The sequence below is a fragment of the Microbacterium sp. Leaf288 genome (genome assembly GCF_001422925.1).
Classification (GTDB): Bacteria; Actinomycetota; Actinomycetes; order Actinomycetales; family Microbacteriaceae; genus Microbacterium.
The window spans coordinates 580,224-592,703 of the sequence record NZ_LMNI01000001.1; the positions used below are offsets into that span (position 1 = coordinate 580,224).

Annotated in this window: 12 protein-coding genes; 9 read left to right on the forward strand and 3 right to left on the reverse strand. The window is 71.9% G+C overall.

Annotated features, from left to right (window positions below; all coding sequences use genetic code 11):
• The first annotated feature begins 19 nt into the window (after positions 1 to 19).
• The 9 genes from ASF40_RS02405 to ASF40_RS02445 all read left to right on the forward strand — a co-directional run bounded on the left by ASF40_RS02405 (position 20) and on the right by ASF40_RS02445 (position 8,994).
• Positions 20 to 1,204, forward strand: coding sequence for a glycoside hydrolase family 88 protein (locus ASF40_RS02405; RefSeq protein ID WP_056365825.1), 1,185 nt, complete (start codon positions 20 to 22; stop codon positions 1,202 to 1,204).
• Positions 1,201 to 2,070: a fumarylacetoacetate hydrolase family protein gene (locus ASF40_RS02410; RefSeq protein WP_056365828.1), complete on the forward strand. Its 870-nt coding sequence runs from the start codon at positions 1,201 to 1,203 to the stop codon at positions 2,068 to 2,070. The genes ASF40_RS02405 and ASF40_RS02410 overlap by 4 nt, the downstream gene beginning before the upstream one ends.
• The gene (gene kduD / locus ASF40_RS02415; RefSeq protein WP_056365831.1) at positions 2,067 to 2,831 is read left to right on the forward strand and encodes a 2-dehydro-3-deoxy-D-gluconate 5-dehydrogenase KduD; all 765 of its coding nucleotides are present in this window, start codon (positions 2,067 to 2,069) and stop codon (positions 2,829 to 2,831) included. The genes ASF40_RS02410 and kduD overlap by 4 nt, the downstream gene beginning before the upstream one ends.
• Positions 2,832 to 2,868: 37 nt before the next feature.
• Positions 2,869 to 3,714 carry a 5-dehydro-4-deoxy-D-glucuronate isomerase gene (gene kduI / locus ASF40_RS02420; protein ID WP_082496802.1) on the forward strand — a complete coding sequence of 282 codons (846 nt, stop codon included), beginning with the start codon at positions 2,869 to 2,871 and terminating at the stop codon, positions 3,712 to 3,714.
• 114 nt (positions 3,715 to 3,828) lie between these two features.
• On the forward strand, positions 3,829 to 4,767 hold the full coding sequence (locus ASF40_RS02425) for a sugar kinase (RefSeq protein ID WP_235560103.1): 939 nt from the start codon (positions 3,829 to 3,831) through the stop codon (positions 4,765 to 4,767).
• Between the two features lie 112 nt (positions 4,768 to 4,879).
• On the forward strand, positions 4,880 to 5,599 hold the full coding sequence (locus ASF40_RS02430) for a bifunctional 4-hydroxy-2-oxoglutarate aldolase/2-dehydro-3-deoxy-phosphogluconate aldolase (RefSeq protein WP_235560104.1): 720 nt from the start codon (positions 4,880 to 4,882) through the stop codon (positions 5,597 to 5,599).
• Complete coding sequence (locus ASF40_RS02435) at positions 5,596 to 7,344, forward strand: glycoside hydrolase family 35 protein (RefSeq protein ID WP_056365835.1); 1,749 nt, start codon at positions 5,596 to 5,598, stop codon at positions 7,342 to 7,344. The genes ASF40_RS02430 and ASF40_RS02435 overlap by 4 nt, the downstream gene beginning before the upstream one ends.
• A gap of 42 nt (positions 7,345 to 7,386) precedes the next feature.
• Positions 7,387 to 8,022 carry a DUF6226 family protein gene (locus ASF40_RS02440; protein ID WP_056365839.1) on the forward strand — a complete coding sequence of 212 codons (636 nt, stop codon included), beginning with the start codon at positions 7,387 to 7,389 and terminating at the stop codon, positions 8,020 to 8,022.
• 84 nt (positions 8,023 to 8,106) lie between these two features.
• Positions 8,107 to 8,994 (forward strand): carbohydrate kinase family protein, encoded by an 888-nt coding sequence (locus ASF40_RS02445; RefSeq protein ID WP_056365842.1) that lies wholly within the window; start codon positions 8,107 to 8,109, stop codon positions 8,992 to 8,994.
• Here the strand turns inward: ASF40_RS02445 and ASF40_RS02450 are convergent.
• The 3 genes from ASF40_RS02450 to ASF40_RS02460 form a co-directional block, all read right to left on the reverse strand.
• Positions 8,975 to 9,400 (reverse strand): pyridoxamine 5'-phosphate oxidase family protein, encoded by a 426-nt coding sequence (locus tag ASF40_RS02450; protein ID WP_056365845.1) that lies wholly within the window; start codon positions 9,398 to 9,400, stop codon positions 8,975 to 8,977. The two genes, ASF40_RS02445 and ASF40_RS02450, sit on opposite strands and share 20 nt — an antisense overlap.
• Before the next feature lie 460 nt (positions 9,401 to 9,860).
• Positions 9,861 to 11,345, reverse strand: a complete 1,485-nt coding sequence (locus tag ASF40_RS02455; RefSeq protein WP_056365848.1) for an HNH endonuclease signature motif containing protein — start codon at positions 11,343 to 11,345, stop codon at positions 9,861 to 9,863.
• A 282-nt stretch (positions 11,346 to 11,627) separates the two neighbouring features.
• Complete coding sequence (locus tag ASF40_RS02460) at positions 11,628 to 12,413, reverse strand: nucleotidyltransferase domain-containing protein (protein WP_056365849.1); 786 nt, start codon at positions 12,411 to 12,413, stop codon at positions 11,628 to 11,630.
• Between the last annotated feature and the right edge of the window lie 67 nt (positions 12,414 to 12,480).

Genomic DNA, 12,480 nt, shown 5'->3' on the forward strand with positions numbered 1-12,480 from the left:
CCTCAGAAGGAATCTCTCCATGACGTCCACCTCGCCCGCCGCGGGCACCACCGAGACCACGACCGACGCGGCCATCGCCGCCGCGCTGTCGACGATCCGGCGCAACATCGCGAAGTTCGGGGGTGCGTACCCCGACGACACGACGGTGGACGACCGCTACGAGCTGCGTCCTGCCGAGGGCGGCATCCCGCTCGGCGGCAACCGCGGCTGGACCACGAGCTTCCGCACCGGCCTGCTGTGGCTCGCCTGGGAGCTCTCGGGCGATGAGGACTATCGCGACGCCGCGCGGATCGACGCGGCCGACTTCGAGCGTCGCGTGCGCGCCGAGGAGGACCTCGACACCCACGACCTCGGCTTCCTCTACACGCTGTCGACGGTCGCCGCGTGGCGCCTGGTCGGCGACCCGAAGGCGCGTGACGCGTCGCTGCTCGCCGCCGACCACCTGATGCGCCGGTTCCTCGAGCCGGCGGGCATCATCCAGGCATGGGGCGACCTCTCCGACCCCGCCCAGCGCGGACGCACCATCATCGACAGCCTCATGAATATGCCGCTGCTGACATGGGCCCACGAGCAGACCGGCGAGGAGCGCTTCGCGGACGCGGTCGTGCGCCACACCGCGCAGCTACGCGAGCACATCCTCCGCGAGGACGACTCGACCTTCCACACGTTCTACTGGGACGCCGAGACCGGGGAGGCCCTGCGCGGCGGCACCGAGCAGGGCGCGGCCGACGAGTCGTGCTGGGCCCGCGGCCAGGCGTGGGGCATCTACGGCTTCGCGATGAACTACGCGGTGACCGGCGACGAGCGCCTGCTCGAGGCATCCCGTCGCTGCACGGAGTACTTCCTGCGCCACCTGCCGGCCGACGAGGTGCCGTTCTGGGACCTCGTCTACACCGACGGCAGCGACGCCCCGCGCGACAGCTCGGCCGGCGCGATCGCGGTGTGCGGCCTTCTCGAGCTCGCCAAGGTCGAGACGGATGCTGAGCGCGCCGCCGAGTGGACCTCCCGGGCGCACTCGATCCTGGCGTCGCTCATCGCGAACTACACGCCGGTGAACGCCGAGGACTCCGACGCTCTGATCCTGCACTCGGTCTACGACCTGCCGAAGGACAACGGCGTCGACGAGGGCACGCTCTGGGGCGACTACTTCTACCTCGAGGCTCTGATGCGCGTCGCGCGTCCGGAGTGGAGGAAGTACTGGTGAGGCTCGTCACCTACGCGGGGGCGGACGGCGCCCGTCCGGCCGCGGTCGTCGCCGGCGATCGCGTGCTCGACCTCGGCGGGATCGCCGGCTCGGTGACGGAGCTGCTGTCATCGGACGCCGCACTGGACGCGGCGCAGGCTGCGGTGGCGTCGGCGGATGCGGATTCCCTGCGGGTGGTCGATGCGGCGGACCTTCTCGCTCCCGTCGTGCCGGGCAAGATCCTCTGCCTCGGGTACAACTACCGTGGACACGTGCCGGACGGCGTCGACCCGACCGCGAACGACCCGGAGTATCCGGACGTGTTCGTGAAGACGTCGAACACGCTCGCCGGCCCGAACGACGCCGTCGTGATCCCGCCGGGTGCGACGGACGTCGACTACGAGGGCGAGGTGGCCGTGGTGATCGGCCGGCGCGCGCAGCGTGTGTCACTCGAGGACGCCCTCGACCACGTCGGCGGCTACACGATCCTCAACGACGTGTCGGACCGCGCGTGGCAGCGCCGGCAGAGCCAATGGGCGCTGGGCAAGTGCTCCGACGGCTTCGCGCCGCTCGGGCCCTGGGTCGTCACGCCCGACGAGGCGCCGGACCCGCAGGACCTCCTCGTGGAGGTCGTGCGCGACGGGGTCGTCACGGTGTCGCAGTCGACGTCGACCACGATCTTCAGCGTGGCGTACGTCATCCACCACCTCAGCCAGGTGCTGACCCTAGAGCCGGGCGACATCGTCTCGACCGGCACGCCGCAGAAGCTGCCCGCCGCCCAGGACGCGCATCGCCCGCTCGCCGCCGGCGACGCGGTCACCGTGCGCATCTCGGGGCTCGGCGAGCTCACCACCCGATTCATCGCAAGCCTGGAGTCCGCCGCATGATCCTCGATTCGTTCCGCCTCGACGGCAAGGTCGCGCTCGTCACCGGTTCGAGCCGTGGTCTCGGCCAGGGCGCCGCCGTCGCCCTCGCCGAGGCCGGCGCCGACGTGGCGCTCCTCGACCGAGGCGACGCATCGGCCACCGCCGAGCTCATCGAGGCGACCGGCCGCCGCGTCCACCGCGTGCAGCGCGACCTCGTGTCGGCCACGCCCGACGAGCTGTCCGCCGCGGTCGACGAGGTGATCGCCGAGCTCGGCGGCCTCGACATCCTCGTCAACAACGCCGGAACCATCCGTCGCGCGCCGGCCGCCGAGTACCCGCTCGGGGACTGGGACGACGTGCTCGCCATCAACCTCGACGCGGTGTTCCACCTGTCGCAGGCCGCGGGCCGCCACATGCTCGCGAACGGCGGCGGACGCATCATCAACGTCGCGTCGATGCTGTCGTTCCAGGGCGGCATTCTCGTTCCGGCATACACCGCCTCCAAGCACGCCGTCGCCGGGCTCACCAAGGCGCTGGCGAACGAGTGGGCGGCCGCGGGCGTCACCGTCAACGCCGTCGCCCCCGGTTACATGGCGACCGACAACACCGCACCGCTGCGTGCCGACGAGGACCGCGCCGCGTCGATCCTGTCTCGCATCCCCGCAGGACGCTGGGGCGAGGCATCCGATCTGCAAGGCGTCTTCGTCTTCCTCGCCTCCGACGCCGCCGCCTACGTGACCGGCGCCGTCATCCCCGTCGACGGCGGCTGGCTCGTCCGCTGACCCTTACGCACCCCCACGCAGAACCAGGAGAGAACTCGTGACCGAGACGCACATCCCGCAGCGCTACGCGACCAACCCCGCCCAGATCCCGGGCATGACGACGCAGGACCTGCGCGACACGTACCTCATCCCCGACGTCTTCGTGCCGGGTGAGATCCGCCTGACGTACACGCACCACGACCGCATCGTGCTCGGCGGCGCCGTGCCCGCGGGCGCGGTGCTCGAGCTCGGCGGATACCCCGAGATCCGCAGCGACTACTTCCTCGAGCACCGCGAGGTCGGCATCATCAATGTCGGCGGCACCGGCACGGTCACCGCCGACGGCGAGGTCTACACGCTCGTCAAGGGCGCGTGCCTGTACCTCGGCCGCGGCATCCGTTCCGTGTCGTTCGCCGACGCTTCGGGCGAGACGGGGGCGCAGTTCTACCTGTTCTCGGCGCCCGCCCACACCGCGTACCCGGCGGCCCTCGTGTCGCCCGGCGAGGGCACCGTGCGCGAGCTCGGCGACCAGCTGACCTCGAACCGCCGCACGCTCAACCAGTACATCCACGAGAACGGCGTGAAGAGCTGCCAGATCGTGATGGGCGTCACCGAGCTGCACCCGGGCTCGATGTGGAACACCATGCCGGCGCACACCCACGACCGCCGCACCGAGTGCTACCTGTACTTCGACCTGCCCGAGGACGCCCGCGTCATCCACCTCATGGGCGAGCGCGAAGAGACCCGCCACCTCGTGGTCGCCGACCGCCAGGCCGTCATCTCGCCCTCGTGGTCGCTGCACTCCGGGGTCGGCACGTCGTCGTACACGTTCATCTGGGCGATGGCCGGCGAGAACCAGGCGTTCGACGACATGGACGCAGCCCCCGTCACCGATCTGCGATGACGCGGTTCGACGCCGCCGGCAGTGCGCCGGCGGCCGCCGGGATCCGGATCTCCGAGTTTCGCGCGATCCCGCCGGGGAGGGCGACGGATGCTGCAGCCTGACTACGCTGGCGGGGTGCCCCGGACTCTGCTCGCGATCGGCGAGACCATGGCTATGGTGACGCCCGTCATCGCGGCTCCCGTCGCCGACGCCGACGCGTTCCTGCTCGATGCCGGGGGAGCGGAGTCGAACGTCGCCGCGCACGTGGCCGCGCTCGGACACCGCGCCGTCTGGTTCAGCCGGCTCGGCGAGGACGCTCTCGGGCACCGCATCGCGCGTCAGCTGTCGGGGCGGGGCGTTGATGTCTCGGGCGTCGTGTTCGACGACGGGCATCCGACCGGGCTGTACGTGAAGGATCCCGGCAACGGGGTGCTCTACTACCGCCGGGGCTCTGCTGCGGCGCATCTGTCGGAGTCCGACGCGGACGACGTGTCGTTCGACGGCGTCGACCTGCTGCACGTCTCGGGCATCACGGCCGCGATCTCGGCGTCCGCCGCCGCGTTCCTCTCTCGTGTGATCGTTCGCGCCGGGGAGCACGGCGTGCCGGTGTCGTTCGACGTCAACCACCGCGCGCCGCTGTGGGATGCCGCGACCGCCGCGCCGGTGCTGCTCGAGCTCGCCCGCAGCGCCGACATCGTGCTCGTGGGCCGCGACGAGGCCGAGACGCTCTGGTCCACCCCGACCGCCGCCGACGTGCGTGCCCTCCTGCCGGACGTCGCCGAGCTCATCGTCAAGGACGGCGACATCGGCGCGACGGCCTTCGTCGGTGACGACGAGGTGTTCGAGCCGGCGCTCGTCGTCGAGGTCGTCGAACCGGTCGGCGCCGGCGACGCCTTCGCCGGCGGGTACCTCGCGGGACGGCTCTCGGGCGACTCGGTGTCCGACCGCCTGCGGGCCGGCCACGCCCGCGCCGCCCGCACCCTCCAGACCACCACCGACTCGATCGACGAGCCCGCCGCCCCGGCTCCGCCCGCCGCTCCGGCTCCCGCCGCCGGCATCCCGACCCCGACGTGACGGGTTCGGGGCGCGTCCCGAGCGTTCGGGGCGCACGCCGCACGCCCCGAACGCACGCCGTGCGCCCCAAACCCGCAACGATGACCGAACCCGACACCCGAAGGACCCGCGAATGACCTCCCAGCCCACCTCATCGAGCGCGATGGTCCCCACGCCCCCTCCGGTCGCCGCTGGCGCGTCGGCCGGAGCCTCCGGGCGCGTGGGCCCAGCTGCCGCCCAGGGCGCGTGGTTCGACACGGCGTTCGCAGGGGCGCCGCTCATGGCGATCCTCCGCGGCATGGGCGTCGAGCGCTCGGTGCGCCTCTCCGAGACGGCGTGGGACCTCGGAATCGACTCGGTCGAGGTGCCGCTGCAGACCGACGAGGACGAGCGCGCCCTGCGCGCCGTCGTGGAGGCCGCGAACGCCCGCGGCAAGAGCGTCGGTGCCGGCACCATCATCACGCCGGAGCAGGTGACGCGGGCCGCCGACGCCGGCGCGGTGTATCTCGTCTCGCCGGGACTCGATCCGGTCGTCGTCCGGGCGGCCCAGGATGCCGGCATCCCGATCCTCCCCGGAGTCGCCACCCCCAGCGAGGTCCAGCTCGCCGTCTCGCTCGGGCTCACGTGGCTCAAGGCGTTCCCCGCGACGTGGCTCGGCAGCGGTTGGTTCAAGCACATCCGCGGACCGTTCCCGCAGGTGACGTTCGTCGCCACCGGCGGACTCGACGCCTCGAACGTCGAGGAGTTCCTCGACGCCGGGGTGCGCGTCGCCGCCGTCGGCTCGGCCCTCGAAGACGCATCACAGCTCGAGCGCCTCGCCGCACTGCTCCACGCCCGCAAGGCTGCGCGATGACCGCCGGCGCGCGCTCGTTCGCGATCGGCGAGACCGACTTCCTCCTCGACGGAGAGCCCTTCCGGGTGCTCGCCGGGGCGCTGCACTACTTCCGGGTGCACCCGGGACAGTGGGCCGATCGCATCCGCAAGGCCAAGCTCATGGGCCTCAACACCATCGAGACGTACGTCGCGTGGAACGCCCACGAGCCGGTGCGCGGCGAGTGGGACGCGACCGGCTGGAACGACCTCGGCCGGTTCCTCGACCTCGTCGCGGCGGAGGGCATGCACGCGACCGTGCGGCCCGGTCCCTACATCTGCGCCGAATGGCACAACGGGGGACTCCCCGTGTGGCTGACGGCGCTCGAAGGCATCGGCCTTCGTCGTTCCGAGCCTCGCTACCTCGAAGAGGTGACCGCGTACCTCGAGCGGGTGTACGAGATCGTGGCTCCGTACCAGATCGACCGCGGCGGACCCGTCATCCTGGTGCAGATCGAGAACGAGTACGGCGCGTACGGCGACGATACCGCCTACCTCGAGCACCTCGTGCAGGTGACGAAGGATGCCGGCATCACGGTCCCGCTCACCACGATCGACCAGCCGACCGACCAGATGCTCAGCGACGGCAGTGTCGCGGGCGTGCATCTCACGGGTTCTTTCGGATCCCGCGCGGCCGAGCGCCTCGAGACCCTGCGCCGGCACCAGCCCACGGGGCCTCTCATGTGCGCCGAGTTCTGGGACGGGTGGTTCGACTGGTGGGGCAACACGCACCACACGACACCGGCTGCGGCGTCGGCCGCCGAGCTCGACGCGCTGCTGGCGTCGGGCGCGTCCGTGAACTTCTACATGTTCCACGGCGGCACCAACTTCGGGCTGACGAACGGCGCGAACGACAAGGGCCGGTACCTGCCGATCGTGACGTCGTACGACTACGACGCCCCGCTCGACGAGCGTGGAGATCCGACCGAGAAGTACTTCGCGTTCCGTGATGTCATCGCGAAGTACGCGCCGGTGCCCGACGAGGTGCCCGCGGCGAGCGGCCCGGCACCCACGTTCGAGGTGGGGCTGGAGCCGGTCGAGACGGTGGTGGCGGCATCCGTGTCTCGTCACGAGACCCCGCCGACGTTCGAGGATCTCGGACACCTGAGCGCGCTCGTCGCGTACGAGGCCGAGCTCGGCGGCCGCGGGGGAGTGCTCCGCTTCGGCGAGGTGCGCGATCACGCGTGGGTCTCGGTCGACGGTGTGGCGGTGGGGACGCTGTCGCGCACGCGGCACGAGGACGCACTCGTCGTTCCCGCCGGTCGCCGGCTGCGCGTCCTCGTCGAAGAGCAGGGCCGCGTCAACTACGACGTGCGCCTCGGCGAGCCCAAGGGCCTCATCGGGCCGGTGACGCTGGCGGGTGAGCCCCTCACCGGGTGGACCGCGACGCCCATCGACGTTGCCGCTCTCGCTGCTGCGGCGACGGATGCTGCGACCGCTGTCTCCTCGACGATCGGCGTCGCTCCGTTCGTGCTGCGGGGCTCGTTCACGCTCGACGATCCCGCCGACCTCTTCCTCGACACTCACGGCTGGGGCAAGGGCTTCGCCCTCATCAACGGCTTCCTGCTCGGCCGCTACTGGTCGAACGGCCCGCAGCGCACGTTGTACGTCCCGGCTGCCGCGCTGAACGCGGGGGAGAACGTCGTCGTCGTGGTCGAGCTGGATCGTGTCGCCGACGCGATCGCGCGATTCGTCGGCGGGCCCGACCTCGGGCCGCTCGAGGAGTAGCCGGGGACGCAGTCGGCCGGTGCGCCGCGATAGGTTGGCCGCATGCCCGGCTACCTGCGCCCGTCGCCGCCGGCCCGGGAGTTCGTCGACGCATCGGGTGCGCCGATCGCCTACGGCGAGCGGTGGGGCGGTGAGTCGCCGCCCCACGACACGTACTCGGTGACGAGCAATCTCGAGCGGTTCGCGCCCCTGCACGACGTCGCGGATGCTCTGATCACGTGGCTGGCGCAGTCGTTCGACGTCACCGTCGAGGATTCCCCGGAGGCCGCAGCCGATCTCGCGCGGGTGCCCGCTGATGCTGTGCGAGCCGTGCGGGTGCGACCGGCCGACGACGCTGCGTCGCCGTTGACCTTCGTCTTCACGTCGTTCCCCGGCATCCATCTGCACGCCGGCTTCCTCGTCGACGCGTACTTTCCGGTGTGCGGCTGCGACGCGTGCGACGAGACATGGGAGAGCACTGCGGACGAGATGGAGCAGACCGTGTTCTCCGTGGTCGAGGGCGGTCTGTCGGAGCGGTTCACCGAGGGCGCCGAGTTGCCGGTGTCGTTCCGCCTGCAGCGCGGGGACGGTTGGCGCGGCGGCACGAGCCGTGCGCAGGACCACCCCGCTGAGCGCCTGGCCGCGGCGAACTCGGCGCTCGTGGCCGGCCGCACCTGGGTGGCGTGGCAGCCGCGGTAGCGGGCGCCGTCCATCGGAGCAGCTGCGTGGGTCGTCGACGGGGCTGAGGAGCTGGGAGCAGAAGACCGCTGGTTTACTGGGCGGATGCCCCTCGCTGACGCCCGGGTCGCCCTGTGCGGGCCCGCCTCGTGGAACCACCTCATCCTCCTCGACCGACTTCCCGAGCCGGTGCCGCACATGCAGTTCGCGCTCGGTGATCTGCACACCCTCGGCGGGACGTCGGCCGGCAAGGCTCTGCACCTGGCCGATCGCGGCGTCGACGTGGCCCTCCACGCGCTCCTCGGTGCCGACGACGACGGCCGCCGGGTGGCTGAGGCGCTCGACGCGGCGGGCGTGCGGGTCGAGGCCTACCCCTCGGAGCGCACCGAGCGCCATGCGAATCTGATGACCGCCACGGGGGAGCGCGTGAGTCTCTACCTCGCGACGCCGTCGGCGGCATCCGTCGACACGATCGATCGCATCGACGACGCCCTCGCCGGAGCGGACGTCGCGGTGGTCGATCTCAGCGAGGTCGGCGTGGCGATCGTGCACCGCCGACTCACCGGCGCTGCGGGCGTTCCGATATGGACCGACCTGCACGACTACGACGGGACGGCGGAGTTCCACGAGCCGTTCCTCCGCGCCGCCGACGTGGTCTTCATGAACGACGACGCGACCGACGATCCGTGGGCGCTCATGCAGAGCTGCCTCGACCGCGGTCCGCGGCTCGCCGTATGCACCCGCGGGGCGCAGGGCGCTGTCGCGCTCGCCGCGTCGGGCGAACGTGCGACGGTCGCGGCCGTTCCGGTCGACGTCGTCGACACGAACGGCGCCGGCGACGCGTTCTTCGCGGGGTTCCTGGCCGCCTCGCTCACCGGTGAAGGACTGGACGGATGCCTCGCCGCCGGCGCCCACCAGGCGGTCGTGGCGCTGTCGTCCGAGCACCTGCATCCGGCGGTCGCCGCCGGTGGGGTCACCAGCGCGCTTCGGTGACGTTGGCGGGGCTGGTCGACGCGTCGTAGACCCGCACCCACGCCGGGCGGACGACGATGACCGCGAACTCCGAATCGAGCGCGCGCGACCCGGGGAACTGCTCGTTGTAGGCCCCGCCGTACTCTTCGCGGAGCGTTCCGTGCACGATCGTCCCGAAGCCGTCGATCTGGACGGACACCGCGCCGTCCGTCCCGATGACGACGGCGATGCGGTGGTCGTGGCGGAGGTTCTCCGCTTTCCGCGAGAGGGCGAGGGTGTCGAACACGAGCGTGCCGTCGTCGAGCGCGGCGATTCCCACGAGCGCCGCTTCGGGCGCCCCCGACGGCGACACGGTCGCGACGACGCCTTGCGCTTCGGCGCGCACGAAGTCCACGAATGCCGGAACGTCGCGCGGATCGAACGCCATCCGCTCACAGTACGGCAGAGGAAGCCGCCGAGGCATCGGCTTTCAGAACAGCGGATGCCTCCCCGCGGTGTCCGGCCAGAAGCCGGTGTTGAGGGCGAAGATCGGCAACCCTGTTGGCGTGCACGCCCGCACGCCCGCACGCCCACACGCCCACGCCCGCGCCCGCACGCCCGCGCGCCCCCGCCCGGGCCCCCGCCCGCGCGCCCACGCGCCCACGCGCCCGCGTGCCCGCGTGCCCGCGCGTAGCGCCCGGCGTCCTTCGCCGCGCCCGCTTGCCTGTCGGCCCGCGTGTCAGCACGCCCGCACGCCCACGCGCCCGCACGCCCGCACGCCCGCGCGCCACGCACCCGCGTGCCCGCGCGTCGCGCCCGGCGTCCTTCGCCGCGCCCGCATGCCTGTCGGCCCGCATGTCAGCACGCCATGCCTGCGTACGCACTTGTCGCACCGACGCCCCTGCACGTCATGCCGCCTCGAATCGCCGGGGAGACTTCGATCTCAACGCGACGGGCTGGCCGATCTCACCCGTGGCGGGGTCGGGCGGTGGATGGAGCCAGTACGTGTCGGCGTCGGTGAGGGCATCTCGCGTCCGCGTGATGCGCCACCGCTGGTTGTGAAGGCGCAGATGGCAGTTGCGGCAGAGCGCGATCCCATCGTCGACATCGGTGCGCCCGTGATGCTCCCACCAGTGATCGATGTGGTGATACTCGCACTGCGAGATCGGCGCGCCGCAGGACGGCCACATGCAGCCGCCGTCGCGGGCGGCGATGGCGATGCGCTGCTTTCTCGTGAACAGGCGAAGCTCGCGCCCGACGTCGAGCGGGCGCCCATCCGGCCCCCACATCAGCGGGATCACCCCGGACTCGCACATCCGCGCCTCGATGACGCCCCCGGGCAGAGCGTGTCCGCCGTCCTCCAGGTGCCCGACGCCGGTGACGTGCATCTCGCCGCGTTCACCGCCGCCCGTCACCGCGCCCGCCTCGATGACGATTCGCACTCCCGGCTGCCGGTCGCCGAATGCCTGCTGCGGGTCGGCGTTCGCACCCGTGCGCAGCACGGCGATGATCGTGTCGTACTGCAGCTGCTCGTTCGACCGGCTGTCAGCCTCGGCCGCGCGCGTCTTCTCCACGGCGTCGGTGCCGACGAAGCGCGGCCCGCGACGTGGCCGCAAAGCGGCCTGCAGGAGGGCATCCACCCAGGCGCCCGCCTCGTCGTCGAAGAGGATGTGCGCGTGCCGCTGACCGTCGTGGTCGATCCAGGTGCGGAAGGACCGGGCGTCGAAGCGCTCTTCGAAACGGAGCGTGACGCCGACCGGATCGAGCCGATCTCGCGCGATGCGCGCCTGGCTGCGGAGCTCTTCCACGGGCAGCCCGCTCGCTTCTTCGAGCAGCATGTTCACGGCGCGAGCCCACGCCTGCGGGAGGAAGTCGGGCGCCAGCTCCGGGTAGCGGTCGACGGGCGGTTCTCCGAGCCCAGAGCGGATCGCCTGGAACTGCGCCTGCGTCAGACGTCCCGACGCGAGTGCATCTCGAAGCGCGCCCAGCCACTCCTGGACCACCGGTGCCGCCGGAACGCTTGCCCTGGTGACATCGGCTGCCGGCGGCTCCGCCGGGGCGAGTTCCCTGCCCGCGTCCACAGCCCGCGCGACGTCTGCTCTCCCGAGCCCCGTGAGATGCTGCACGAGCGCCGTGCCGGTGCGCAGACCCTTCCGCTGCGCGAGCCCCTCGTATCCGAGCTCGCGTGACGAGCGGCGCGACACCTCGGCCGACGCTCCTGCGACGATCAGCTCGAGCGCCTTCCGCGCCTCCGTCGCGTCGGCGAGCAGCGCCAGGAGATCGTCGTCGGCGAGCCCTCCCACTTCGGCGCCGCCGTCGCCGAGCCGCGAGGCGACCCGAGCCGCAGCATCCGTCAACCGCATCGCGGGGGAGGGTGCGGCTGAGAAGTTCATAGAACAAATATACGAATGGCCTCCGACATCCGCTCGGCGCTGCCGGTGATCCCCGGGCGCCGACGAACACAGCTCGAAGCGGCGCGCAGATCCGCTGCGCGTGAGCCGGAGCAGTCTCGCCGCAACCCGCCGCGCACCCGCAGACAACGACCTGGCTCGTCGACTCGCGGCCCCCGACGCAGACGACCCTGGACGCAGACCCACCCCGGAGCCCGCCCGCGTCAGCCCATGATCCGCCGCAGCAGCTCGTCCCCGAACTCGATCGCGCCGGATCCGCTCGCGTCAGCCCACGATCCGCCGGAACAGGTCGTCCGCCTGCTCCCGCACCTTGCGCTGATCCCGCACCGGCGGCACGCCCTCGAGCGCCTCCGCGCGTTCCAGTTCCTGCGCGGCGAAGCGCGCGAGCACCGCGGGCGCCTCTCCAGAGCCCAGTTCGCGCGTCACCGACTTGAGGGCGATGAGGTCGGCGGCGGCATCCCGGATCTCATCCGACACCGTGGTCTCGGACAGCAGCGTCGGCAGATCCATCGGCGGCACGGCGTCACCCGGGTGGTCGGCGAGCCACCGCAGCGCGGCGGCCGGGCGCAGCACGTAGAAGAACCGCTTCAGGGTCTGCGTTCCCGTCTGCTGGCGCCGCGCCACGTGGAGGTAGTGGCGGGAGATCGCACCGCGCTCCACGACGGCGGCCGCGTACGCCAGCAGCTCGTCGCGGAACGCGGTGTCGCCGCCGTAGACGATGGGGGAGCGCAGCCACTCGATCGGCGTGGCGTTGCCCCGCGCCATCAGCGTGAGCGCCTTGGCGAGGTCCCAGCCGTTGACGTCGAAGACCTTGTCCAGCGGCGTCTCGATCACGTCGCGTGCGGGCCAGAGCGTGAGGTAGCGCTCGCGTCGCCCCACGAACAGGAACCGGCAGTCGTAGTCGCTGTCGGGCGAGGGGAACCCCCACGCCCGGCTGCCGCTCTCGATGGCCCACGGGATCCGCACGCCGTGCTCCGCCGCGACGGACTCCAGGCGCCGGTCGATCTCGCTGACGACCGCCGCGTCGAGACTGTCGGGGATCGCGCGCATCGCTCGACCCTACTCGCGGAGCACCTCGATCGTCACGGATGCTGCGGGCCGCGGCATCCGGATATCC